A 24,636-nucleotide genomic window follows, 5' to 3' on the forward strand; every position below is an offset into this window, starting at 1 on the left:
ATGTCACCGCTTCACAGATGCCAGCACCCGATCGACCATGTCGGGCGCGAGCCCCAGATAGTTCTTCGGTGCGGTGAGGCGGTCGATCGTCGCGCGATCGATCCGGCCCGTCACCCGCGCATCCGCCGCCAGGGCGTCGGCCAGCGAAAGCCCTTTCTCGTTGGCGAGCCGGCAGGCGTCGTAGACGACGTCATGCGCCTCCTGGCGGCCGATCGCCGGCGCCAGCCCCATCATCACGGCCTCGGCGACGATCAGCCCGCGGCTGATGTCGAGATTGTCGGCCATCCGCTTCTCATCGACGATCAGGCCGCCAAGCGCGAATTTTGCCTGATGCAGCGCGCCCGCGGTGAGGACAAAACTTTCCGGGATCGCCATCCACTCGGCGTGCCACGGGCCGGTGGCGCGCTCGAAATCCTGCACCATCGCGTCCAGCATCAGGCCGGCGTACTGCCGCACCGCCTTGGCCGCCGCGAGCATCAGCTCCGACGAGATCGGGTTGCGCTTCTGCGGCATGGTCGAGGACGCGCCGCGGCCCTTCACGAACGGCTCATAGACCTCGGCAAACTCGGTCGACGCCATGATCATGATGTCGAGCGCGATCTTGCCGAGCGAGCCCGTCACGAGCGCGAGGAAATTCACGGCCTCCGCGAGTCCGTCGCGCGCGACATGCCAGGTGGCGACGGGTACGCCGAGGCCGAGCTCCTCGCACAGCGCCTGCTGCACCTCAAAACCCTTGTCGCCGAGCGAGGCCAGCGTGCCGGCGGCGCCGGCGAACTGGCCGACCAGCACGCGTGGCTTCAGCTGCGCCAGCCGTTCGGCATGGCGGTCGAAGGCCGCGAGCCAGATCGCGGTCTTGTAGCCGAAGGTCACCGGCAGCGCCTGCTGCAGGTGGGTGCGTCCCGCCATCGGCGTGTCGCGGTAGCGCTTCGAGAGATCGGCGAGGATGTCGCGCAGCGTCGCGATATCGTCCTCGATAATCTTCAAGCCGTCGCGCAGTTGCAGCACGACGGCGGTGTCCATGATGTCCTGCGTGGTGGCGCCCCAGTGCACGTAGCGGCCGGCCTCGCCACATTGCTTCGTCATCTGGTGCACCAGCGGCAGGATCGGGTAGCCGACGATGTCGGTCTCCTGACGCAGCAGATCGAAGTCGAGCGCAGCGACATCGGTACGACTTGCGATCTCCGCGGCCGCCTCCGCCGGGATCACGCCGCAGCGTGCCTCGGCCTTCGCCAGTGCGACCTCGACCTCGGCATAGCGCGAGACCAGCCGCAGGTCGGAAAACACCTCGCGCATCTCGCGGGTGCCGAAGGCATCGCGGAACAGCACGGAATCGAGCACGGTGGTCGAGGACGGGAAGGCGGGCATGGGCGGGTCCTGTTGCCGACAGCAGGCTGGCAACGTCCCTATCACGCCCGGCGCGGCCGCCCTACCCCTCCGGGGTGACTTCGCCGAACACCTCGGCTGCGATCTTGCTGGTCTCGATCGCGGCCGGCACGCCGCAATACATTGCGACCAGCAGCAGCACGTCCTGCACCTGGGCGGCGGTGCAGCCATTGGCGAGCGCGCCCTTGGCATGGACCCGGAACTCGGTGGTCTTGCCGCTCGCCGCGGTGATGCCCAGCATGACCAGGCTGCGCATCTGGTCGGAGAGACCATCGCGCTCCCAGACATCGCCATAGACATAGGCATTGATGATGTTCTGCAGCGGCGCGCCGAAATCGCCCGCAGCCGCCATCCGCTTTGCCACGTCCGCATCGCCGAACATCTTGCGGCGGCGACGCAGGCCCCGCGCGTGGAGATCGCTGGTGTCCACCATGTGGTGTCGGACTCCCTGTTTCGATTATTTATACGGACAAATTTTGCCAATCTCAATCGCGATGTGGTCCTTGCTCTTGCACCCTCCATCCATTTGTCCGTATAAATTGTCGCAACAGACTTGCGGGAGGATCGGGATGAAGTTGCGCCTGGGCTGGCTTGTGGTCCTGTTGCTGTCCGCCTTTGCAGCGTCTGCCGCCCTCGCCGCGGACGACTTCCCGCAACGGCCGCTCAAGATCATCGTGCCGTTCCCGCCCGGCGCCGGCCCTGACAACGTCGCCCGGCTGATCGGCCAGCATCTGCAGGATGCCTTCGGCCAGACCGTGGTGATCGAGAATCGCGCCGGCGCGCTCGGCAGCATCGGCGCCCAGGAGGTCGCGCGCAGCGCACCCGACGGCTACACGCTGCTGATGGGCACCAACACGACGCAAGCCAGCAACGTCGCCACGCTGAAGAACCTGCCCTACGATCCGGTGAAGGATTTTGCACCGATCATTCGCACCACCACCACCGCGATGGTGCTGCTGGTCAATCCGAAGATCGCGCCAAAGGACCTGCCGCAGTTCCTGGATTATGCCAAGGCGCATCCCAACCTGACCGCGGGCTACGGCTCGGGCGCGTCGCAGATCTCGATCGCGCAGCTGCAGTCGCGCGGCGGCATCCAGGTCGTCGCGGCCTCCTATCGCGGCGTCCCGCAGGCGATGACCGACGTGATGGCTGGTGTGATCGACCTGACCTTCGGCGATTTCTCGGTCGCGATCCCGCAGATGCAGGGCGGTACGCTGCGCGGCATCGGCGTGACGTCGGCGGCCCGCAACGAGCTGACCCCTGGCCTGCCCGCATTATCGGAAGTCATGCCCGGCTTCGAGGCCACGATCTGGTACGGGCTGTTCGCACCGGCCGGCACGCCCGAACCCATCGTCAACAGGCTTTACGCCGAATGCGCAAAATACCTGTCAATGCCCGAAACCAGGAAGAAGCTCGCCGATGTCGGCGTGATCGTGGCGCCATTGACGCCGGCCGAATTCGGCACCTTCGTGAAAAGCGAGGTGGTGCGCTGGTCGGCGGAGGTCAAAGCTGCCGGCATCGAACCGCAATAGACCGGCCGAGGTGACCGACCCCGGCACACCGGTTGGCGTGATCGGCCTCGGGCTGATGGGATCGGCGCTGGCCGCGCGGCTGATCGACGCCGGCGTCGGCGTGCTCGGGTTCGACGTCGATGCGGCCAGGACGGATGGCCTGAAGGCCAGCGGCGCCGAATTCGCGGCCTTCGCCGCCGATGTCGCGGCGCGCTGCCGCACCGTCGTCATCGCCGTGTATGACGCGGCCCAGCTCAAGGGCCTGCTGCCCGACCTTGCGAATGTGAAGGTCCCGCCGCTGGTGATCTGCACCACCACGTGCGCGCCCGGAGACATCGCCGTCATCGCCGAGTTCGCGGAACGATCGCACCTCCCTCTCATCGAGGCTCCGATCTCGGGCACCAGCGCGGACGTGCGCGCCGGCACCGCCACCGCCCTGGTCGCAGGCCTCACCGAGACGATCGAAGCCGCCGCCGCGACGCTGGAGATCCTCTGCCCGCGACGAATCAACGTCGGCGCAATCGGCAATGCCAGCCGCACCAAGCTCGCCATCAACCTGATCCTGCAGAGCAACCGCGCAGCGCTCGCCGAGGGCATCGTGTTTGCCGAAAGCCTCGGTCTCGACGGCCTGACCTTCCTTGCGAGCGCGCGGCACTCGGCGGCATATTCCGCCGTGATGGACAGCAAGGGACCGAAGATGCTGGCGCAGGACTTTTCGCCGCAGTCGCGCATCGCGCAGACCCTGAAGGACGCCGAACTGATCCTGCATGAGGCCAGCCGGCGCGGCCTATCCTTGCCGGTGACATCGGCGCAGGCCGAGCTGCTGCGCGCGACGATCGGGCTCGTTGGGCCGGACAGCGACAGCGCGGCCGTGATCGAGGCGATCAGGGCCCGGCGCGACCCAGGTAAAGGCTTCGGCGAAGACCCAGGCGAGGGATGAACATGATCAATTGTGCAATCGCGGGGCTCGGCCGATGGGGCCGCGCGTTGGTCGAGGCTGCCGGCAACGAGCCGCGACTCAAGATCGTCAGCGCGGTGGAACCCGACACCGTCGGCGCCGCGAGCTTCTGCGCGGCGCATGGCCTCAAGCCCGTTGCCAGTCTGGACACCGTGCTCGCCGACCCCACCATCGACGCCGTGCTGCTGGCCACCCCGCATTCGCTGCACAAGGCCCAGGTGATCGCGGCTGCCGCGGCCGGCAAGCAGGTGTTTTGCGAGAAACCGCTCGCGCTCAGGCGCGACGATGCGGCGGAGATGTTTTCGGCCTGCCGCAAGGCGGGCGTGGTGCTCGCGGTCGGGCATAACCGCCGGTTCTGGCCGTCGATGCGGGCGCTGCGCGCGATCGTCGCCGGCGGCGAGCTCGGCACGATCCTGCATGTCGAGGGCCACAACAGCAACGAGAACTCGCAAGGCATTACGCAAGGCTGGCGGCTGTCGCCGGAGGAATCGCCGGGCGGCGGGCTGACCGGCGCCGGGCTGCATGTGCTCGACGGCTTTGTCAGCCTGCTCGGCCCGGCGCGGCAGGTCTATGCCCGATTGAATGCACGCGAGCCAGGTCCGCCGCCGCTCGACACTGCAACTTTGGCGATTGAATTTGTGAATGGCGTGAGCGGCACCCTTGCGACGATCCGCGCGACACCGTTCTATTGGCGAGTCCATGTGTTCGGAACGAAGGGATCGGCCGAGGTGCTCGACGAGGTGACGATGGTCAAGCGAACGTCCGGCGCGGCGCCCGCAACCATGCGCTATCCGGCGCGCGACACGCTCGCTGCGGAACTGTCAGCCTTTGCCGACGCGGTCGAAGGCAAGCAGCCGTTCCCGGTGCCCGAAGCCGACGTGCTGGCGACGCTTTCTGCGTTCGAAGCCGCGCTGCAGTCGATGCAGGCAGGCCATCCCGTCAACTGCCATTTGGCATGCCAGTAAGGTCTCATGTCTGACAAATCCGGCAAGGCGAGATCGACCCGCTACCGCGATATCGCCACCGGGCTCACGAAGGACATCCGGCTCGGCACCTATGCGGTCGGCAATCTGCTGCCGACCGAGACCGAGCTGATGGCGAGCTTCAAGGCGAGCCGCCAGACCGTGCGCGAGGCGCTGCGCATCCTGATCGAGCAGGGCCTGATCGTGCGCCGCGCCGGCCTCGGCTCGGTGGTGATTGCCTCCGAGCCGCCGGTGCTGTTCACCCACAGCGTCAAATCGCTCGGCGAATGGCTGCGCTATTCCAACGAGACCTACCGCGAGGTGGTCAACAGCGGCGACATCGTCGCCGACCGCAAGCTCGCCGCGCTTTTGAAATGCGAGCCGGGCCGGAGCTGGTTCCTGATCGAGGCGGTGCGCCGTGCCGACCAGTTCACCGACCCGCTCGGCTGGACTGAGATCTATGTGCTGCGCAAATTCGCCGACGTGGTGAAGCGTAGCGACCACGGCCGCACCCCGGTGCATGAGCAGATCGCCAGGACCTACGGCCAGATCACCGAACATGCCCAGATGGAAATCTTCGTGCGCGGCATGCCGGCGGCGATCGCGAAGGCGCTCGGCGTCAAGACCGGTTCGCCGGCGCTCACCGTGGTGCGCCGCTACTACACGCAGCGCGAGGAGCTGCTCGAGGTCACCATCACCACGCACCCCGAAGGGCGCTACACCTACACGATGGACATGCAGCGCTCGCCGCGGCCGAAGCTGTGAAGCGATCGCAGCCGAGCGCCGCCGCCGCGGTTGGACAGGCCGGGCTAGCGGGTACCGGCGTAATGCTGCCTGGCTGAGGTATGGGCCATCTGCGGTGATCCGACCGCGCCCCAGATCGCAACCGCGATCAAGGCGGCAGCCCACATATACGGCATGGCATTCGGCTGCTTCATCGGCGACGTCACCCCAGAGGACACTCGGGCGTTCCACACGGTCGGCCCGGTCACGAACGTACGTAAGTATAGAGCGTGTCCGTTTCAGGACGTTTTCATCGGAATCCAGGAATGATGTCTCCACACTTCGATCTAATCCGGATGGGTGACGCCGGCGGCATTTTCGGCAAATGCAAAGCGTTTGACCTGCGCGACGTGCCCATTGGAGAATCTTCTGCTCATTTTCGAGTCAGCCATGGCTGAGAATTTCCAAAGATTTCTCCCTGAATTCTTTTTGATTGTCGGGCTGAATCGAACCGTGCCAAGACTCGCTGTGACAATACGATGACAAAGGCTCCCCAGTGACCTCCCCAAAAAAAGCCAGCGGCGCCCAGCGCCTCCGCTCCCAGGAATCGCAGGAGGAGGTCGCGCGCTCGCTGGAACGGGAACTGAGGCTGCTGACGGAGGAGCGCCACGATCGGGCACGCATGCTTGGCCTCGATATCGGGTCGACGGTGCCAAAGGCGGCCGAATAGCTCGCGCCGCCGGCACGCGCCTACGACACGATGTCATCACCCGCGTATGCGGGTGGCACGCACCCTCGATCGGGTGAGACGAGTGCACCATAGACCAAGCTCATATTCTGATAAAGCGAAGTATTTCACCACGATCGGTTGACCGGTTTTGCTGAGTTGCCCGTCGGGCAATCACGCACGCCTCTTGGCGCGAGCCTGTCATCGGGCGCGCATTCGCGCGACCCGTCGGCATGCCCCGGAATGACGAGGATAGGCCGGAGCAAGGCAACCCTCAGCTTTGCACCGGACGAGCCTCGGCCGGCGCATGGAACAGCCTTGCCAACATCGCTATTGTCGTCGGCCGAAAGGACCCCACGCATGGAGCTCGCCAGGTGCTGAAGCTGTACAGGTCGGCGACCGATGATTGGCAGACCATCGGAGAAAAATTGCCGTCCGGGATCATCTGGATCGATCTCCTCAATCCCTCCGCGGATGAAAAGCAGTTCGTCGAGCGCGCACTCGACATTCGCGTGCCGTCCGAGGAATCGCTTGGCGAGATCGAGGCATCGAGCCGCCTGGTCAAGGACCATGACCGGCTCTATCTGACCTCGCCGGCGGTGCGGCTCGACGAGAACAACGAGGCCGAGATTACCAATATCGGCTTCGTGATCGGCCCGCGGGTGCTGGTCACGGTGCGGTTTGCGGAATTGAAGAACGTCGACGACGTCATGAAGCGGATCGCCACCGACAAGAACCTGGAAAACGGCATGTGCGTGTTCACAGCCCTGCTCGAAGCCATGGTCGATCGCGGCGCCGACGTGCTGGAGCACCTCGGTGCCAAGACCGACAAGCTCTCGCGGGCCGTCTTCAAGGGCGGCCTGGTGCGCAGCCGGCGTCCGGTCCGCTCCAGCCGGCGTTTGCGCGAGGCGCTGGAGAGCATCGGCGAATTGGCCGATCGCCACGCCAAGGCGCGCGACGTGCTGCTCGGCGTCGGCCGGCTCGCCACGTTCGCCGGCGACGTCGGCAATGAATGGATCACGGCGGCGTCGAAGCGGCGGCTCGAATCCGTCTCCAAGGACGTCATCTCGCTGGGCGACTACGAGACCCGGCTGTCGGACAAGATCCAGCTGCTGCTCGACGCCGTGCTCGGCTTCATCAACATCCAGCAGAACGACCTGTTCAAGATCCTGACCATCGTGTCGGTCGTCGGCGTGCCGCCGACCATCCTGGTCGGGGTCTGGGGCATGAACTTCAAGGCGATGCCGGAGCTGAGCTGGACGCTCGGCTATCCGATGGCCTGGGCCGCGATCATCGCCAGCGGCGCGCTGCCACTGTTGTGGTTCAAGCGGCGGGGATGGTTCGATTGAGGGAGTGCTGAGTACGCTGTTTAGCCCCCTTCAAAGGCAATTACGTGATGGGGCCACCAGCGGACGGGTTCCCTCCCCCCTTGCGGGGGAGGGCTAGGGAGAGGGGTATCACGCGGGTGGTCTCCCAATTTGTGTTCGCGCGCGCGAGATTGCTCATGCGGTTTTCTCATCGATGATCCCGCCCGGGGCTTACCCCTCTCCCCGCCCCTCCCCCGCAAGGGGGGAGGGAGCCTGACGAGCGTGCTCACCTTGCTTGAACCGTGCTCCTCAATGGACGTTGAGCGTTCCGACGCAACGACCTAAATGAAGAGTTCTCCGATCTTGCCGCTCCGGCGGCTCGCATCCTCACCACCTCCAAACAAGAGCAGTGCCATGCGCCCTCACATCATCTGCCACATGGGCACGTCGATCGACGGCCGCCTGCATCCGAGCCGCTTCACGGCCGCGGCCGAGGGCATCTCGCGCGAGGTGTTGCGGTCGCATTATGAGCGGATCCACGACAATTTCGGCGCCGATGGTTGGATCATCGGCCGCGTCACCATGAACGAGATGGCGAAGGGGACGGCACGTCCCGTCGCCAATGCGCCGAAGCTGCCGCGCGCGGCGCATCTCGGCAATCGCAACGGCCGCAAGCTTGCGATCGGGATCGATCCGTCGGGCCGCGTGCATTTCGGCAAGGACAATGTCGGCGGCGATCACGCGGTGGCTGTGCTGGGCGAGCGGGTCTCCGACGCCCATCTCGCCGAGCTGCGCGAGGATGGCGCGTCCTACGTCTTTGCCGGCGCCAAAGGCGATGACCTTCCGCACGCGATGGAGCAGCTCGCCGCGCTGTTCGGCGCGAAGACGCTGCTGCTCGAGGGCGGTGGCGGGATCAACGGCGCCTTCCTCAAGCACAGGCTGATCGACGAGTTCTCGACGCTGATCCAGCCGGCGGTCGACGGCGTCGCCGGTTCACAATGCATCGTCGACTATCACGGCCCTGAGGGCGATCGCCCCGGCGCCGGCCAGGCACTGCGGCTCACCCACTGCGAGACGCTGGAAGGTGGCATGGTCTGGCTGCGTCATAAGGTGGAGCGCGCGCCGGGCTAAAGCTTAGGCCGGTGCCGCAACCCCATCATTCCGGCAGGCCGCGACGAAGAACCTGACGCCGCGCGCCACATGCGCGTCGATCTCGGGCTCGATCGTCCCGAGATCGAGCTCGAACATCGCGCGGAACAGGATCGGAATGGCGACGATATCGAGGAACAGCCGCGCCGTGGTCGGCAGGCGCTCGGGTGCGAAGGCCGGCAGTGATCCGAGTTCGTCGGAACTGGTCAGCTCGCGCAAGAGGTCAGCACCGAGTTCGGTGCTGAGCGCGCGCGCCCTGCGGTTGACGGTAGCCGCGAGTTCGGGGAAGCGATGCACTTCCGCGATCGCGAGCCGCATCAGCCTGACCTTGTCGCTGTCCAGGCCCCAATGCAGCAGCGTGCTCGCCACGCAGGTGAGCCGCTCCTCGATCGTGCCACCGGTCGGCATCGGCGCCTCGGCCTTGTAGGCGGCGATGCGCGACAGGATGTCCCGCGTCACCACGTCGATGAACAGCGCCCGCTTGTCCTGGAAGCGCGCATAGATCGTGCGCTTGCCGGAGCGCGCCTGCTCGGCGATCTCGTCGATGCTGGCACCTTCGAAGCCGCGCTCCAGGAAGACGTGACGTGCCGCATCCAGGATGCGAGCATCCACCTCCCCCGCGAGTTCCTTCGGCGGGCGGCCGGCGCGCACCGCGGCGCGCCTCATGCGCGGCATCGGCCTGTCCTTCACATCGCTGGCGTTCATGGCGGTGACACCCGGGTCTCGAGCTGCCGGCAGGGCCGGCTGATCCCGCCCAATCTAGTCTCTTCACATCTAGTTGTAAATAGAACGGTACAGTTCCGTTTCTATTGACGCTGCGGTGCAGCAGGACTATTTGTCGCACAGAACGGAACGGTACCGTTCCCTTTAAGCGAGGCCTGTGTGCGATCTCGCCGACAGCCTGGGAGTAGCGATCATGTTCGACGACAATGTTCTGGAGCGCGATGAACTGAGACTCGAGGGTGCTGAAAGCCCGCCGCCCGCGCCGACCTCCGAACAGCCCATCATCAAGTTCCCGAAGGACCCCGCGAAGCTGGAGGACGCGCGGGCCCCGCAACAGAAGCCCGCCGACAAGGCACCCGCCGCGCCCGCACCGCAACCGGCGCAGCCGGAGGCTCCGGCCAAGGGTCCCGACGCGGATCGCCGCAGCCTGCTGCGCCGTCGCCCGGTCGTTTCAGCGATCGGCGCGGTGCTGCTCGCCGCCACGCTCGGCGGCGGCTATCTCTACATGGACTATACCGGCCATTTCGAATCCACCGACGACGCCTTCATCGCGGCGCGGCAGTCCGCGCTGGCGCCGAAGGTCTCCGGCTACATCACCGCCGTTCCGGTCACCGACAACCAGCATGTCGCGGCCGGCGACGTGATCGCCAAGCTCGACGAGCGCGACTATCGCGTCGCGCTCGCGCAGGCCGAGGCCCAGGTCGAGGCCGCAGAGGCCAGCATCAGGAATGTCGGTGCCCAGCTCGAGGTGCAGCAGGCGCAGATCGCCGCCAACCAGGCCCAGGTCGACCAGGCGCAGGCCTCGCTGGTGTTCGCGCAGCAGCAGGCCGAGCGCTACCAGCATCTCGAGCAGACCGGCTACGGCTCGGTGCAGAACTCCCAGCAGTACACCTCGCAACTGCATCAGCAGCAGTCGGCGCTCTCGAGCGCGAAGGCGACGCTGAACCTGGCGCAGCGGCAGGTCTCGTCGCTCGACGCGCAGAAGAAGAGCGCCGAGGCCAACCTCGCCCAGGCCGAGGCGCAGCGCGACCAGGCCAAACTCAATCTGTCCTACACCACGGTGACCGCGGCGCAGCCGGGCCGCGTCGTCAGCCTCTCGGCCGCGGTCGGCCAGCTCGCGCAGGCCGGCACCAACCTCACGATGTTCGTGCCCGACCAGATCTGGGTCACCGCGAACTTCAAGGAGATCCAGCTCGACAAGATGCGGCCGGGCGAGAAGGTGACGCTGAAGATCGACGCCTATCCGGGCCGCGCGATCCAGGGCCATGTCGAGAGCGTGCAGCCGGGCTCCGGCACGGCGTTCTCGCTGCTGCCGGCGCAGAACGCCACCGGCAATTACGTCAAGATCGTGCAGCGCGTGCCGGTCAAGATCGTGCTGGACAATGCGCCGACCGATGTCGCGCTCGGGCCGGGCATGTCGGTGGTGCCGACCGTGCGGATCGACGCGACCCCGTCGCTGATCGAGCGGCTCGGGAGGATGCTATGAGTGCCGCCGCGATCGACGCCAAAAGCTTCGACGTGCCGCGCGCGGCGGCCAATCCCTGGCTGATCGCCATCGTGGTCGCGCTCGCGAGCTTCATGGAGGTGCTCGACACCACCATCGCCAACGTCGCGCTGCCTTACATCGCGGGTGGCATGGGCGTCAGCGAGGACGAGGCCTCCTGGGTGGTCACGACCTATCTCGTCTCCAACGCCATCATCCTCACCGCCTCGAGCTTTCTCGCCAAGATGCTCGGGCGCAAGACCTTCTTCCTGATCTGCCTCGGCATCTTCACCGTGTCTTCGATCCTGTGCGGCTTCGCGCCGAACCTGAACGCGCTGCTGCTGTTTCGCATCCTGCAGGGCCTCGGCGGCGGCGGCATGGTGCCGGTGGCGCAGTCGATCCTCGCCGACGCGTTCCCGCCGGCCAAGCGCGGGCAGGCGTTCGCGGTATTCGGCATCGCCGTCGTGGTCGCGCCGGTGGTCGGACCGACGCTCGGCGGTTGGCTGTCGGACAATCTCTCCTGGCACTGGTGCTTCCTGATCAACGCGCCGGTCGGCGCCTTCGCGCTCGCGGCGATCTCCGCCGTGCTCCCCGCGAAGAAGGAAGAGGCGGAGCAACAGCGGGCGGGCTTCGACCTCGTCGGCTTCCTCTTGGTCGCGACCTTCCTCGGCGCGCTCGAAGTGATGCTCGACCGCGGCCTGGAGGACGACTGGTTCGCCTCGCCCTTCATCGTCACCTTTGCAGTGATCTGCGGTTTGGCGTTCGTGCTGATGATCCCGTGGGAGATGACGCGCCGCAATCCGATGATCGACCTGCGCATGGTCGCAACCCGGCAGTTCGGCGCCTGCTTCCTGGTGATGCTGGCGACCGGCGCGATCCTGCTCGCGACCACCCAGTTCCTGCCGCAGCTGGTGCAGCAGGATTTCGGCTACACCGCGACCTGGGCCGGCCTCGTGCTGTCGCCCGGCGGCGTCGTGACGATGGTGATGATGATCGCGGTCGGCCGGCTCGCCGCCAAGGTGCAGCCGAAATACCTGATCATCGCCGGCGCACTGGTGATTGCGCTCTCGATGTACAGCATGACCAGCGTCTATGGCGATCTCGGCTTCTGGTACATGGCGCGCTCGCGCATGCTGATCGGCGTCGGCCTGCCCTTGATCTTCATCCCGATCATGACCGCCTCCTATGACGGCATTCCGCCCACCAAGACCGACCAGGCCTCGGCGCTGATCAACGCGGCGCGCAACACGGGCGGCTCGATCGGCGTGTCACTGGTCTCCAACGTGCTGACGCATCGCCAGCAGTTCCACCAGAGCCGGCTGGTCGAGCAGCTGACGCCGTCGAGCCCGCAATATCAGGACACGCTGCACCAGGTCACCGACTTCTTCGTCGCCCAGGGCAGCTCGCTGGCGCAGGCGCAGAGCCAGGCGATCGCGTGGATCGGCCAGCAGTTGCAGACCCAGGTGTCGTTCCTGTCCTACATGGATGCGTTCTGGGTCTTGATGCTGATCGCGCTGTCGGCAATCCCGCTGGCGTTGACCTTGCGCAACGTCAAGCTCGGCGGAAAGGTGCAGATGGGGCATTGAGCGGGGCACACGATTTGAAAGCGCGTCGTCATTCCCGGGCGGCGCGCTTTGTCTTGACCGGTCAGCCCTCCCTGCGCCGCTGGCCGCGCCACCACAGGCCGAAGGCGATCACGACGCAGGCAGCCAGCGAGAACCAGGTGATGGCGTATTGCATGTGGTCGTCGCGCAGATGCACCGTGAGCGGACCCGGCTTCGGCGTGCCGCTCTCCGGCACCGGCGCGGCGAGGTCGATGTAGAACGGGGCGACCTCACCCCAGCCGAGCGCTTGCGCCATCGCGCGATGATCGCGGACGAACCACAGCCGCTTCACGGTGTCTTCCTTCGGCGTCAGCCGGCCCGGCTGCTCGGGGAAGCGGATATAACCTGACAGCTCGACCGGCGTGCCGGTGACGAGACGTCCGGTGACACGGTCCTCGGAGGCGCGGTCTTGCATCGTGTTCTGCACGAAGCCGGTGTTGATCACGACGGTCTCGCCGCTGGCGAGCTTTGCCGGCAGGAACGCCCAGGTGCCGGGGCCCGAGATGTCGTCACGCACCGCGGAGCCGGAGCTGTAGACCATCGCATCGGGCAGCTTGGCGTAGGTCGCGGTGAAGGTGACGCGGCGGAATTCGTCGCGCGCCGAGGTCAGCGTCGGCCACGCCGACGGCTGCGGCAGCGCCTCGGGCGCGGCGGCGAGCTTGGAGTCGAGGGCTGCGATCAGCGCGTGCTTCTCGACGCGGCGCTGCAATTGCCAGGCGCCGAGGCCGACAAAGACCGCGATCAGGATCAGCGTGAAGATGCCGAAGCCGGCGGCGCTCGACCGGCGCGTGTCCGTAGAATTCATGTCGGGTCGCGCCGGGTCAATTGGCCTTCGGCCGCCTTGTGGTGGAACTGGAGCGCGATCAAGAGCGACTTCATTGAGCGAAGTGGAAATATCGTGGTGACGATGATCAGCGGCAGCCACAGCGCCGCGTGCACCCAGAACGGCGGCTGGTACTTCACCTCGACGATCAGCGCGGACGCGACCACGATCGCGCCGGCCAGCATGATGATGAAGACCGCAGGGCCATCGCCGGCGTCGATGAAGGCATAGTCGAGATCGCAGGCCTGGCAGCGCGGCGCCAGCGTCAGGAAGCCGGAATAGAGCTTACCCTTGCCGCAGCGCGGGCAGCGGCAGGCGATGCCGCGCAGCGCGCTCTCGGTCACGGTGGGCGGTGTGTCGGTCATCTGGTCTCTTCAAAAAAGAAAGGGCGGCCTGGCTGGCCGCCCATCTTAGCACGTGAAAGCGGCCGTCAGTGCGCGCCGTGGGCCAGGGTCTCGGCGCCGTGGCCCCAGACATAGATGCAGACGAACAGGAACAGCCAGACCACGTCGACGAAGTGCCAGTACCAGGCGGCGAACTCGAAGCCGAGGTGCTGCGTCTGCGTGAAGTGGCCGGCATAGGCGCGGAACAGGCAGACCAGCAGGAAGATGGTGCCGACCAGAACGTGGAAACCGTGGAACCCGGTCGCCATGAAGAAGGTCGCGCCGTAGACGTTGCCGGCGAAAGAGAATTCGGCATGCGAGTACTCGAAGGCCTGCACGCAGGTGAAGCAGGCGCCGAGGATCACGGTCAGGATCAAGCCCTGCTTGAGGCCCTGGCGGTCGCCCTCGAGCAGCGCGTGGTGCGCCCAGGTCACGGTGGTGCCTGACGTCAGCAGCAGCAGGGTGTTGAGCAGCGGCAGATGCCAGGGGTCGAAGGTCTCGATGCCGTGGGGCGGCCAGGTGCCGGGGACGCTGCAGGCGCCCATCGCGGTGCCGGCGCCGCAGCCGAACACTGCGTCGCGGGTGGCGTGCACGGCGTCGGCCGGAAACAGCGCCGAGTTGAAGAAGGCCCAGAACCAGGCCACGAAGAACATCACCTCGGAGGCGATGAACAGGATCATGCCGTAACGGTGGCTGATCTGCACCACGCGGGTGTGGTCGCCCTTGTACTGGGCTTCCTTGATCACGTCGCCCCACCAGCTCGCCATGGTGTAGAGCACGCCGATGGTGCCGACGCCGAACACGATCGGAGCCGCCGAATACATGTGATGCATCCAGCCGATCGCGCCGACCGCCATGATGAAGGCCGAGATCGAACCGACCACCGGCCATGGGCTCGGGTCGACGAGATGATAGTCGTGATGCTTGACTTGCGCCTCAGCCATTGCCGTCTCTCCATTCGCGTGCCGCAAGGCACGTCTTATATCTCATCGTTCCATCTCTCGCGCATGACCGCCCCGGGCCGATGCGCGTACATCACTAACCGCCCTTGCGCTGCTCCTGCTCGCCGGCTGCGACCGGCTTCGGCACGGGATCGCGCACGGGGAAGAAGGTGTAGGACAAAGTGATGTTCTTCAGCGTGTCGTTCTCGCTGTCCTTGGCCAGCGCCGGATCGACATAGAACACCACGGCCATCTCGCGCTTCTCACCCGGCGCCATGGTCTGCTCGGTGAAGCAGAAGCAGTTGATCTTCTGGAAATAGGCCCCGACCGTCAGCGGCGCGACATTGTAGGCCGCCTGCCCGGTGGTGGTGCGCGCCGACTGGTTGGTCACGGTGTAGTAGATGGTGACAACCTGGCCGATCTTGACGTCGATATTGTTCTGCTCGGGCTCGAACTTCCAGGGCAGGCCCGGCGCCACGTTGGAATCGAAGCTCACGGTGATGGTGCGCTCGAGCGGCGCGCCTACCGGTGCCGCGGTCGCCACCTGGGTGGTGCCGTTGAAGCCGGTGGTCCGGCAGAACCAGTTGTAGAACGGCACGGCCGCATAGGATGCGCCGACCATCAGCACCACCACGAAACCGCAGATCGAAGCCACCACGGCGTCGCGCGACAGCGTGCGGCGCGTCACTTCAGAACGTCGGCGCGCAGCCGGCGCGCCTTCGCCTTGATTGGCTTGGGTGGTGGGCTGGTTGTCCATCTCGCTCACAGCGGTCGCACCAGCACGGCCGGCCCCTTCACCAGGGTGACCGCAAAGAACAGCAGGACGAGCACGCCGAGCGCCAGCGCCGTCGCGATCGAGCGCTGGCGGCGGCTCTTGAGCTGCGCCTCGGTGAGGACGATTCCGTCTGGTTCCTGCTTGTCGTCCATTGCTATCCCATGCGCCCCCATCTTGGCCCCTACCCGGTGATGACAGGCACGATGGCGCGGACCACGACCTCGGCGAGGAGGACCGCGAACAGCGCAAACAGATAAAGGATCGAGAAGGCGAACAGCCGGCGGGTGGCACGGTTGGCGTCCGTGCCCTCGCGGCGGCGATAGACCTCGATGGCGAGCCACAGCATGCCGCCGCCCAGCACCAGCGATGTGACGCCATAGATCGCATCGAAATAGCCGAGCGGCCACGGCGCAAGCGCGATCGCGACCAGCACGATGGTATAGAGCAGGATCTGCAGCCGGGTCGCATCGGGACCGGCGACCACAGGCAGCATCGGGATCCCGGCGCGGGCATAGTCGTCGCTGCGGAACAGCGCCAGCGCCCAGAAATGCGGCGGGGTCCAGAAGAAGATGATCAGGAACAGCAGGATCGGCTCGGTCGACAGCGAGCCGGTCGCCGCGGCCCAGGCCACCACCGGCGGCAAGGCGCCGGCGGCGCCGCCGATCACGATGTTCTGCGCGGTCCAGCGCTTCAGCCACATCGTGTAGACCACGGCATAGAAGAAGATGGTGAAGGCGAGCAGCGCGCCCGCCACCCAGTTGACGAGGATGCCGAGCGTCACCACCGAGAAGAAGGCCAGCGTGATGCCGAACGCGGCGGCTTCCGACGGCGTGATGCGGCCGCGCGGAATCGGCCGGTTGGCGGTGCGCGTCATCAGCGCGTCGACGTCGCCCTCATAAGCCATGTTGAGCGCGCCGGACGCGCCGGCGCCGACCGCGATGCAGAGGATCGAGGTGAAGGCCAGCACCGGATGCACGTGGACCGGCGCGATCATCAGCCCGACCAGGGCGGTGAAGATCACCAGCGACATCACGCGCGGCTTCAGCAGCGCGATGTAATCGCCCACTTCGGCCTCGGAGATCCGGGGCAACTCGATGGCGTTGTGATCGACAACCGACAAGATCAGGTCTCACTTCTCTTAAATAGAGCACGGCGCACCCCGGGGGTGCGCCGCACCGTCTCGAACTTACTGGATGCGCGGCAGCACTTCGAACTGGTGGAACGGCGGCGGCGACGGCAACGTCCACTCCAGCGTGGTCGCACCCACACCCCACGGATTGTTCGCGGCCTGCTCCTTGCGGACGAAGGCATCGATCACGCCCCAGATGAAAATCAGCACGCCGATGCCGGAGATGTAGGAGCCGTAGGACGAGATCAGGTTCCAGCCGGCGAAGGCGTCCGGATAGTCGACATAGCGGCGCGGCATGCCCGACAGGCCGAGGAAATGCTGCGGGAAGAACACCAGGTTGACGCCGACGAAGGTGAACCAGAAGTGCAGCTTCGCGATGGTCTCCGAATACATGTAGCCGAACATCTTCGGGAACCAGTAGTACCAGCCGGCGAAGATGCCGAACACGGCGCCGAGCGACAGCACGTAGTGGAAGTGCGCGACGACGTAATAGGTGTCCTGCAGCACGCGGTCGACGCCGGCATTGGCCAGCACGACGCCGGTGACGCCGCCGACCGTGAACAGGAAGATGAAGCCGATCGCCCACAGCATCGGCGCCTTGAACTCGATCGAGCCGCCCCACATCGTGGCGATCCAGGAGAAGATCTTCACGCCGGTCGGCACCGCGATCACCATCGTGGCCGCGACGAAATAGGCCTGCGTCGCCGACGACATGCCGACGGTGTACATGTGGTGCGCCCACACCACGAAGCCGATGCCGCCGATCGCGACCATGGCGTAGGCCATGCCGAGATAGCCGAACACCGGCTTCTTCGAGAAGGTCGAAACGATCTGGCTGACCATGCCGAAGGCCGGCAGGATCAGGATGTACACTTCGGGGTGGCCGAAGAACCAGAACAGATGCTGGAACAGCACCGGATCGCCGCCGCCGTCGGCGGCAAAGAAGGTGGTGCCGAAATTACGGTCGGTCAGCAGCATGGTGATCGCACCGGCAAGCACCGGCAGCGACAGCAGCAGCAAGAACACCGTGACCAGGATCGACCACACGAACAGCGGCATCTTGTGCAGGGTCATGCCCGGCGCGCGCATGTTGAAGATCGTGGTGATGAAGTTGATGGCGCCAAGGATCGACGACGCGCCGGCGAGATGCAGCGACAGGATCGCGAAATCGACCGCCGGTCCCGGATGGCCCGAGGTCGACAGCGGCGCATACATGGTCCAGCCCGCGCCGACGCCGTTGGCGCCGGGCTCACCCTCGACGAAGGTGGAGGTCAGGAGCAGCGCGAAGGAGGCCGGCAGCAGCCAGAACGAGATGTTGTTCATGCGCGGGAACGCCATGTCGGGCGCGCCGATCATCAGCGGCACCATCCAGTTGCCGAACCCACCGATCATCGCCGGCATCACCATGAAGAAGATCATGATCAGGCCATGCGAGGTCACGAACACGTTATAGGTGTGCGTCTCGTGGAAGATCTGGACGCCCGGATACATCAGCTCGGCGCGGATCGCGATCGACATCGCGGCCCCGATGATGCCCGCGATCACCGCAAAGACCAGGTACATCGTACCGATGTCCTTGTGGTTGGTGGAGTACAGATAACGCCGCCATCCGGTCGGATGATGATGGGCGTGATCATCATGGGCATGATCGTCGTGTGTCGCAGCGCCAGTAGCCATGTTCAAAATCCTGCCTTGTAGTCCCCTTGCAGTCCCTCTCGGGCCCTGCGGTCCCGTCGCCCTTAATTTCTTCCAGTCACGCAGTCAGCTCCCGAGCTTACTGCGCCGCCTCGCCCGCCGACGCAAAGGTATTGGCCGGGTTGGCCGCAAACTTCTTCTTCGCGCCGTCAACCCAGGTCGCGAAGTCCTGGTCGCTGACGACCCGGACCACGATCGGCATGAAGGCATGGTCCTTGCCGCACAGTTCGGAGCACTGGCCGTAGAACACGCCGGTCTTGGTGGCCTTGAACCAGCTCTCGTTGAGGCGGCCGGGGATCGAGTCGATCTTGACGCCGAACGCCGGCACCGCGAAGGAGTGGATCACGTCCGCGCCGGTGGTCTGGATCCGCACCACCTTGTTGACCGGGACCACCATTTCATTGTCGACGCCGAGCAGGCGGGGCTTCTTGTCCTTGTCGAGCAGCGAGTCGAACTCGAACTTGCCGTTATCCGGGTAGGCGTAGGACCAGTACCACTGCTTGCCGGTGACCTTCACCGTGAGATCCGGCTTCGGCACGTCGAGCTCGAGGAACAGCAGGCGGAACGACGGCACCGCGATGCCGACCAGGATCAGGACCGGGATCAGCGTCCAGGCCACCTCGATCAGGGTATTATGGGTGGTCCGCGACGGGACCGGGTTGGCCCTGGCGTTGAACTTCACCGCCACGATGACGAGCAGCGCCAGCACGAACAGCGTGATGACGGTGATCAGCACCAGCAGGAAGTTGTGAAACCAGATGATGTTTTCCATCACCGGGGTCGCGCCTTCCTGCAGCGTGTGCTCCCACGGCGCCGGCTGCCCCAATTCGGCAGAGGCCGGTCCAGCGGCGACAAACGCCACGCCCGCCACCGCCAACCCCAGCAATTGTCGGCCAATCCGGCCAATCGACATGTTCATGCCGCTCGCGCTCCCTCGATTATTCCCCAAAGCACCTCCGGCATTTGGCCGGAAATGCAGCACGATCCGCCCTGACAAATGGCCTACCGGACGTACCCGTCGTCGAGTCAAGGTGGGTACGGGAGCCAGATCGCTAGAACGCGTCGAAATCCAGCCTCTCAAACCATAATTCGCAGGCGCTCGCAATGCAGTAGTGGGGCCGAAAGCCATGCGCGGGCAACCAATCTGCCGTCCGCAAATTTTCCCGCAGAATCAAGCGAAAGTCGCCGGACAAATTGTCCACCAGCTTGACAGGGGGATTGCCCGATGGTCCCACAGGCTGGGCGCCCTGCAGGAACCTGATTCGGCAGGCCGGTGCCCCAATCCGGCGCGGGAACGGCTTGAAGATCGCCTTCAAGGCGCCGTCATTGGGTATCAGTCGACTGCTTGCGTGCTGCCGGCGGCCGAGCGGAGGCCGGATCCGACCGAACATCATCTCTAAAGGACCGACCCGGATGGGCGCTTCGAATAGTCAGGCAAGGCTTCAGCCAAGGCGAAAGTTGCAGGCAGCCGTCGTTGCCGGCCTGCTGGCGGTAGCTTGTTGCCTTGGGTCGAGCCAGGCGGCGCACGCGCAAGGTGCGGTCCGCTCGGTCCATGGCGACTGGCAGATCCGCTGCGACACGCCGCCGGGCGCGCAGAGCGAGCAATGCGCGCTGATCCAGAGCGTGGTGGCGGAAGACCGCTCCAACGCCGGCCTGACCGTGATCGTGCTGAAAACCGCCGACCAGAAGAGCCGCCTGATGCGCGTGGTCGCCCCGCTCGGCGTGCTGCTGCCCTCCGGCCTCGGCCTGAAACTCGACAACCAGGACGTCGGCCGCGCCGGTTTCGTCCGCTGCCTGCCCAATGGCTGCGTCGCCGAAGTCGTGATGGACGACAAGCTGCTCGGGCAGCTGAAGAACGCCAAGACCGCAACGTTCATCATCTTCGAGACGCCGGAAGAGGGTATCGGGTTCCCGCTGAGCCTGAATGGGCTGGCGGAGGGGTATGACAAGCTGCCGTAGGGAATCAGCACGCGCCGTCCGGTGATCTTAAAGGTCGAACCTCGACCATACGGCCTCAACTTCCTCATCGGTTGCAAATTCGCCGCGCGACGCTTCGGCAATGGAGGCGTCAAGCTCGGCTTCTTCTTCGGGTGAAAGGATGTAGGGCGGCTGCTCATGCCCGATGAGTTGCAACAGCACGCGTGCGAGTTCGTCTTGCCGCTCGTTGGCTAGACGGGCGACAGTCGCCACGGCTTCGTCAAGTAATCGGGTCACGTCTGCTACATTGCGCGGAAAGAGTGTAGCGACCAACCGCGATGTCCTGCGTCACACGCGCCCGCAGGTCGTGGCCCCTTCTCAACTCGAACGACCGGGCGACGACAGCAGGATGCCCATTACCAACAGGTCGCAGTACACGCCATCGACGCAACCATCGTCGCGCAACCGGCCTTCGATCTCAAAGCCGACTTTCCGGTACAGCGCGATCGCATTGGCGTTCTCGGCCCGCACCGTCAGTTCGACGCGGTGAAATCCGAACTGCCTTGCCGCCGTGAGGGCCTCCCGGATCAGCCTCAATCCGAGCCCCTGGCCGCGATAAGGAGGCAGCAGGCCCATCCCGAGAATGCCGACATGGGCGTGGATTGGCCTCGCCTTGCGTCTGACGTCGCACCAGCCGACCACCTCGCCGTCCGCCAGCGCGACGAATTGCGGAAAGCCTTGCGCGATGGTGTCTCGAATGAAGGCCAACGTGACTTCAGCCGGCGGGGCCTCCAGAAACGAGAGATAACGCCGCTCCCGCGCGACAGCATCGAGGGTTCGGTGGAAGGTTGCGGAATGTTCATCTCGGATCGGAACTATTTCGACCTTATCCATGGTCTCGCCAACGTGTTGCTTAGCCCCTCGCGGAACGCGCGCTAAACCACTATCTTGGATCGATTATCCCGACAACGGACACCCCTGATGACCGACCTCGCCACGACTTCCCTGCTCGACCGCGCCAATCTCGACCGCGATGCCGTCCGCCGCGAGGTGGTGCGCGGGCTTGCCGGGGCCGACGACGGCGAATTGTTCCTGGAGTACGGGCAGACCGAAGCGCTGGTGTTCGACAACGGTCGGCTGAAGCAGGCGACCTACGACACCTCGCAGGGTTTCGGCCTGCGCGCCGTGAAGGATGATGCAGTCGGTTATGCGCATTCCTCCGATGTCTCGATTCCCGCGCTGATCCGCGCGGCGGATGCGGTGGCGGCGGTGCGCGGCGGCTATGCCGGGACGTTTGCCGCGGCGCCGGCGCATACCAATGCAAAACTCTATGGCGACGAGAATCCGCTCGACGGTCCCGCCTTCGAGGCCAAGGTCAAGCTGCTCGGCGAGATCGACGCCTATGTCCGCGACAAGGATCCGCGGGTGCGGCAGGTCTCGGCGAGCCTGACCGCGACCTGGCAGGTGGTCGAGATCCTCAGGCCCGACGGCGAGAGCTATCGCGACATCCGTCCGCTGGTGCGGGTCAATATCTCCGTCGTCGCCGGCCAGGGCGACCGCCAGGAGAGCGGCAGCAAGGGCTATGGCGGCCGCGAAGGCTATGCGCGTTTCATCGAGACCAAGGCCTGGCGCGATGCCGCCGACGGCGCGCTGCGCGAGGCATTGGTCAATCTGGAATCGGTCCCCGCCCCCGCCGGCGAGATGGACGTGGTGCTGGGCGCCGGCTGGCCTGGCGTAATGCTGCACGAGGCGGTCGGTCACGGGCTCGAGGGCGATTTCAACCGCAAGCAGACCTCGGCTTTCGCGGGCCTGATGGGCAAGCAGGTCGCGGCCAAGGGCGTCACTGTCGTGGACGACGGCACCATCGCCTCCCGCCGTGGTTCGCTGTCCATCGACGACGAGGGCACGCCGACCAACCGCACCGTGCTGATCGAGGACGGCATTCTGGTCGGCTACATGCAGGACCGCCAGAACGCACGGCTGATGGGCATGAAGCCGACCGGCAACGGCCGGCGGCAGAGCCACGCCCATGTGCCGATGCCGCGGATGACCAACACCTACATGCTGTCCGGCGACCGCGACCCGGCCGAGATCATCGCTTCGGTGAAGAACGGCATGTATGCCGCCAATTTCGGCGGCGGCCAGGTCGACATCACCTCGGGCAAATACGTGTTCCAGTGCACCGAGGCCTATAAGATCGAGAACGGCAAGCTCGGCGCGCCGCTGAAGGGCGCCATGCTGATCGGCAACGGGCCGACCGATCTCCACAGGATCACCATGATCGGCAACGATCTTGCGCTCGACAGTGGTATAGGCACCTGCGGCAAGAACGGCCAGGGCGTGCCGGTCGGCGTCGGGCAGCCGACGCTTCGGATGGAACGGATTACGGTCGGAGGAACAGGCTAGTGAGCAGCGGAGACGAGGTGGCGGCGGCGAAATCGAAACCGTCGACCTGGCGCGGGCAGGCCGCACAACTGGTCGCGATCGTGGCCGTCGTGTTCCTGGCCAAGGGCGCGATCGCCGAGCCGTTCTATGTGCCGTCGGGTTCGATGGAACCGACGCTATTGATCGGCGACGCGCTGGTGGCCTCGAAATATCCGTATGGCTACGGCGCGGCCTCGCTGCCGATCCAGATCACGCTGCCGGAGACCGGCCGCGTGTTCGGCGAGACGCCGAAGCGCGGCGATGTCGTCGTGTTCCGCTGGCCGGGCGACCGCTCGCAGGCCTGGGTCAAGCGCGTGGTAGGTCTCCCCGGCGACCGCATCCAGATGCGGCAGGGCCAGCTCTTCATCAACGATCATCCGGCTCAGCTGAAGCCCGACGGCACCGGCTTCGCCGAAGACGACCGCGGCGGCGGTGAGGATGCCAACCGCTACATCGAGACGCTGCCGAACGGCGTCAGCCATCTGATCTTCAAGATCCGCGACAACGGCCGGCTCGACAACACCACCGAAGTCACGGTGCCGGAAGGCAAGCTGTTCGTGCTCGGCGACAACCGCGACAATTCCGCCGACAGCCGCGTGCCGGTGCGCGACGGCGGCGTCGGGCTGCTGCCGATCGACAATCTGATCGGCCGTGCCGATGCGGTGGTCGGCTCCTGGGACCTCGGCATGCGCAGCCAGCCGGTCTGGACCTGGCTCTCCGGCTTCCGTCTCGCGCGGTTCTTTACGTCCGTGCAGTGACGCAGGTCGCGCAGCCCGGATTACCGCAGCAGCTGCGCGAACCCCCGTTCCTGGGTCAGCGCCAGCTTGCGCAGGTCCAATCCGTACTGCGTCTCGAACGCAGTTCTGACGCCGTTCATGGCGCCCGACACGGCGGGAAGGTCTTGTTTGCCGTTCTTCTTCTTGGCCACGATCATCATCATGACATAGGCGGTCGCCTGGGCGCGGATCATCGATTCCGCAGCGACTTGCCGTTGCGCCTCTGAAAGCGCCGAGAACGCCGGGTCGGCGGCCAGTATCTCACGCGCCTGGGCGCGCACGCCGGCACTCGCTTTTTCCGTGACGGCGTTCGGATCGATGCCTCCGCAGATCCAGGAAAAGATCCAGAGCTTGGCAAAGACATCGGCAAGATCGTTCGGGTTGTAGTTTCCGTTCGGGAAGGACAGCTTCCAGGCGTCGATAGCCTCCTCGCGGGTCAAAACTGTATCGCGCGTCGTCTTCTTCCGGTCCCGCTGGACCAGCCGGTCGTGCAGGGCCTTGGTTTCCGTGGGCGAGGTGCGGTAGAGCGGCCACGGCGGCGACGGGCCGAGCTTGTCCCGCTCCCCGGCGGCCGCCTGCGCACAAGTCCCGTCGCAAGCGTCTTGCGGGTGAACGGCAATGGGCAGCGCCTTCACTAGCGCATAGTCCGACGGAGATTTCTTGACCTCCTCCGCGCGGACTGAAACGCCGAACAGGACGGTGGCACAAAATGCAATCGCAGCCCGCCGCATGGTCTGATTCCCGTCTTGAACGATGACGAAACCGGAGGCCATGATTATCGGGCTGACCACGCCCTCGCATCACCCGACGGGGTGACGCGCCGTCCGCACGGAGCGCACATGACCTTCGACGACATCAGACGGATCGCGCTTGCCTGGGCCGAGGTCGAGAATGGCTCATCCTACGGCACGCCGGCGTTGAAGGTGCGCAAGAAGATGCTGGTGCGGCTGAAGGAAGACGGCGACAGCCTGGTGATGCCCGGCGTGCCGGGCGATGAGCGGGAGATGCTGGTCGCGCGCCAGCCGAAGCTGTTCTACTTCACCGACCACTACCGCGATTACCCGATCGTGCTGATCCGCCTGTCGAAGGCGAAGCGCGGAGACGTCGAGCCGCTGCTGCGGCGGCACAGGCGCACGCTGGCCTCGAAGAAGGCGGTGAAGGATTACGACGCGAATGCGTAGGGTGGGCAAAGGCGCGCAGCGCCGTGCCCACCTTCACGAGCAGCGCAAGAGAGGTGGGCACG

Annotated in this window: 27 protein-coding genes; 12 read left to right on the forward strand and 15 right to left on the reverse strand. The window is 65.6% G+C overall.

The genetic code is table 11. The annotated features are described in order from the left end of the window. Positions 1-3: 3 nt before the first annotated feature. Positions 4-1,365, reverse strand: a complete 1,362-nt coding sequence (gene pcaB / locus IC762_RS33390) for a 3-carboxy-cis,cis-muconate cycloisomerase (RefSeq protein ID WP_195786320.1) — start codon at positions 1,363-1,365, stop codon at positions 4-6. A 61-nt stretch (positions 1,366-1,426) separates the two neighbouring features. Next, entirely contained in the window at positions 1,427-1,816 is a 390-nt protein-coding gene (locus tag IC762_RS33395) for a carboxymuconolactone decarboxylase family protein (protein ID WP_195786321.1), read from the reverse strand. A 136-nt stretch (positions 1,817-1,952) separates the two neighbouring features. Here IC762_RS33395 and IC762_RS33400 point away from each other — a divergent pair, with 136 nt between their 5' ends. Genes IC762_RS33400 through IC762_RS33415 form a run of 4 tightly spaced genes read left to right on the forward strand, consistent with a single transcriptional unit; the run spans position 1,953 to position 5,579 of the window. Next, the gene (locus IC762_RS33400) at positions 1,953-2,915 is read left to right on the forward strand and encodes a Bug family tripartite tricarboxylate transporter substrate binding protein (protein ID WP_195786322.1); all 963 of its coding nucleotides are present in this window, start codon (positions 1,953-1,955) and stop codon (positions 2,913-2,915) included. 10 nt (positions 2,916-2,925) lie between these two features. Beyond that, on the forward strand, positions 2,926-3,834 hold the full coding sequence (locus tag IC762_RS33405) for an NAD(P)-dependent oxidoreductase (RefSeq protein ID WP_195786323.1): 909 nt from the start codon (positions 2,926-2,928) through the stop codon (positions 3,832-3,834). A gap of 2 nt (positions 3,835-3,836) precedes the next feature. After that, complete coding sequence (locus IC762_RS33410; RefSeq protein WP_195786324.1) at positions 3,837-4,817, forward strand: Gfo/Idh/MocA family protein; 981 nt, start codon at positions 3,837-3,839, stop codon at positions 4,815-4,817. A gap of 6 nt (positions 4,818-4,823) precedes the next feature. Further along, positions 4,824-5,579, forward strand: coding sequence for a GntR family transcriptional regulator (locus IC762_RS33415; protein ID WP_195786325.1), 756 nt, complete (start codon positions 4,824-4,826; stop codon positions 5,577-5,579). Positions 5,580-5,623: 44 nt separating this feature from the next. On the opposite strand, the gene IC762_RS35645 is transcribed toward IC762_RS33415, so the two are convergent. Beyond that, positions 5,624-5,752 carry a hypothetical protein gene (locus IC762_RS35645; RefSeq protein ID WP_283812819.1) on the reverse strand — a complete coding sequence of 43 codons (129 nt, stop codon included), beginning with the start codon at positions 5,750-5,752 and terminating at the stop codon, positions 5,624-5,626. A gap of 886 nt (positions 5,753-6,638) precedes the next feature. Between IC762_RS35645 and IC762_RS33420 the strand changes: the two genes are divergently transcribed. Both IC762_RS33420 and IC762_RS33425 read left to right on the forward strand, forming a co-directional pair. Further along, complete coding sequence (locus tag IC762_RS33420; protein ID WP_195786326.1) at positions 6,639-7,613, forward strand: magnesium transporter CorA family protein; 975 nt, start codon at positions 6,639-6,641, stop codon at positions 7,611-7,613. A 372-nt stretch (positions 7,614-7,985) separates the two neighbouring features. Beyond that, positions 7,986-8,702: a dihydrofolate reductase family protein gene (locus IC762_RS33425; protein WP_195786327.1), complete on the forward strand. Its 717-nt coding sequence runs from the start codon at positions 7,986-7,988 to the stop codon at positions 8,700-8,702. 3 nt (positions 8,703-8,705) lie between these two features. On the opposite strand, the gene IC762_RS33430 is transcribed toward IC762_RS33425, so the two are convergent. Then, a complete protein-coding gene (locus IC762_RS33430; protein ID WP_195786328.1) occupies positions 8,706-9,425 on the reverse strand; it encodes a TetR/AcrR family transcriptional regulator in 720 nt (239 codons plus the stop codon). Positions 9,426-9,636: 211 nt separating this feature from the next. Between IC762_RS33430 and IC762_RS33435 the strand changes: the two genes are divergently transcribed. Further along, on the forward strand, positions 9,637-10,929 hold the full coding sequence (locus tag IC762_RS33435) for an HlyD family secretion protein (protein WP_246801354.1): 1,293 nt from the start codon (positions 9,637-9,639) through the stop codon (positions 10,927-10,929). Further along, positions 10,926-12,512, forward strand: coding sequence for a DHA2 family efflux MFS transporter permease subunit (locus IC762_RS33440; protein WP_195786329.1), 1,587 nt, complete (start codon positions 10,926-10,928; stop codon positions 12,510-12,512). The genes IC762_RS33435 and IC762_RS33440 overlap by 4 nt, the downstream gene beginning before the upstream one ends. 61 nt (positions 12,513-12,573) lie before the next feature. Here IC762_RS33440 and IC762_RS33445 read toward each other — a convergent pair whose 3' ends face one another. The 8 genes from IC762_RS33445 to coxB all read right to left on the reverse strand — a co-directional run bounded on the left by IC762_RS33445 (position 12,574) and on the right by coxB (position 19,195). Then, positions 12,574-13,335: an SURF1 family protein gene (locus tag IC762_RS33445; protein ID WP_195786330.1), complete on the reverse strand. Its 762-nt coding sequence runs from the start codon at positions 13,333-13,335 to the stop codon at positions 12,574-12,576. Further along, complete coding sequence (locus tag IC762_RS33450; RefSeq protein WP_195786331.1) at positions 13,332-13,718, reverse strand: DUF983 domain-containing protein; 387 nt, start codon at positions 13,716-13,718, stop codon at positions 13,332-13,334. The genes IC762_RS33445 and IC762_RS33450 overlap by 4 nt, the downstream gene beginning before the upstream one ends. A 65-nt stretch (positions 13,719-13,783) precedes the next feature. Further along, on the reverse strand, positions 13,784-14,680 hold the full coding sequence (locus IC762_RS33455) for a cytochrome c oxidase subunit 3 (protein ID WP_195786332.1): 897 nt from the start codon (positions 14,678-14,680) through the stop codon (positions 13,784-13,786). A gap of 94 nt (positions 14,681-14,774) precedes the next feature. Further along, on the reverse strand, positions 14,775-15,434 hold the full coding sequence (locus IC762_RS33460; RefSeq protein ID WP_195786333.1) for a cytochrome c oxidase assembly protein: 660 nt from the start codon (positions 15,432-15,434) through the stop codon (positions 14,775-14,777). 5 nt (positions 15,435-15,439) lie between these two features. Further along, on the reverse strand, positions 15,440-15,604 hold the full coding sequence (locus IC762_RS33465) for a CoxF protein (RefSeq protein WP_195786334.1): 165 nt from the start codon (positions 15,602-15,604) through the stop codon (positions 15,440-15,442). A 29-nt stretch (positions 15,605-15,633) separates the two neighbouring features. Continuing rightward, entirely contained in the window at positions 15,634-16,572 is a 939-nt protein-coding gene (locus IC762_RS33470; RefSeq protein WP_195786335.1) for a heme o synthase, read from the reverse strand. 66 nt (positions 16,573-16,638) lie between these two features. Continuing rightward, positions 16,639-18,258, reverse strand: a complete 1,620-nt coding sequence (ctaD, locus tag IC762_RS33475; protein ID WP_195786336.1) for a cytochrome c oxidase subunit I — start codon at positions 18,256-18,258, stop codon at positions 16,639-16,641. A gap of 97 nt (positions 18,259-18,355) precedes the next feature. Continuing rightward, a complete protein-coding gene (gene coxB, locus IC762_RS33480; RefSeq protein WP_195786337.1) occupies positions 18,356-19,195 on the reverse strand; it encodes a cytochrome c oxidase subunit II in 840 nt (279 codons plus the stop codon). 494 nt (positions 19,196-19,689) lie between these two features. Between coxB and IC762_RS33485 the strand changes: the two genes are divergently transcribed. Continuing rightward, on the forward strand, positions 19,690-20,235 hold the full coding sequence (locus IC762_RS33485; RefSeq protein WP_195786338.1) for an invasion associated locus B family protein: 546 nt from the start codon (positions 19,690-19,692) through the stop codon (positions 20,233-20,235). Positions 20,236-20,262: 27 nt separating this feature from the next. Here the strand turns inward: IC762_RS33485 and IC762_RS33490 are convergent, their stop codons facing one another. Both IC762_RS33490 and IC762_RS33495 read right to left on the reverse strand, forming a co-directional pair. Next, positions 20,263-20,526: a hypothetical protein gene (locus tag IC762_RS33490; RefSeq protein ID WP_349629743.1), complete on the reverse strand. Its 264-nt coding sequence runs from the start codon at positions 20,524-20,526 to the stop codon at positions 20,263-20,265. Between the two features lie 45 nt (positions 20,527-20,571). Continuing rightward, entirely contained in the window at positions 20,572-21,087 is a 516-nt protein-coding gene (locus IC762_RS33495) for a GNAT family N-acetyltransferase (protein WP_195786339.1), read from the reverse strand. Between the two features lie 87 nt (positions 21,088-21,174). Here IC762_RS33495 and tldD point away from each other — a divergent pair, with 87 nt between their 5' ends. Together tldD and lepB are read left to right on the forward strand one after the other, a co-directional pair. Continuing rightward, positions 21,175-22,599 (forward strand): metalloprotease TldD, encoded by a 1,425-nt coding sequence (gene tldD / locus IC762_RS33500; protein WP_195786340.1) that lies wholly within the window; start codon positions 21,175-21,177, stop codon positions 22,597-22,599. Beyond that, positions 22,599-23,375, forward strand: a complete 777-nt coding sequence (gene lepB, locus IC762_RS33505; RefSeq protein ID WP_195786341.1) for a signal peptidase I — start codon at positions 22,599-22,601, stop codon at positions 23,373-23,375. Before tldD ends, lepB begins: the two co-directional genes overlap by 1 nt. Before the next feature lie 20 nt (positions 23,376-23,395). Here the strand turns inward: lepB and IC762_RS33510 are convergent, their stop codons facing one another. Then, complete coding sequence (locus tag IC762_RS33510; protein ID WP_195786342.1) at positions 23,396-24,166, reverse strand: DUF6683 family protein; 771 nt, start codon at positions 24,164-24,166, stop codon at positions 23,396-23,398. A 66-nt stretch (positions 24,167-24,232) separates the two neighbouring features. Here IC762_RS33510 and IC762_RS33515 point away from each other — a divergent pair, with 66 nt between their 5' ends. Then, positions 24,233-24,574 (forward strand): MmcQ/YjbR family DNA-binding protein, encoded by a 342-nt coding sequence (locus IC762_RS33515; RefSeq protein ID WP_195786343.1) that lies wholly within the window; start codon positions 24,233-24,235, stop codon positions 24,572-24,574. Positions 24,575-24,636 lie beyond the last annotated feature (62 nt).

This window comes from Bradyrhizobium genosp. L (assembly GCF_015624485.1).
Lineage (GTDB): Bacteria > Pseudomonadota > Alphaproteobacteria > Rhizobiales > Xanthobacteraceae > Bradyrhizobium.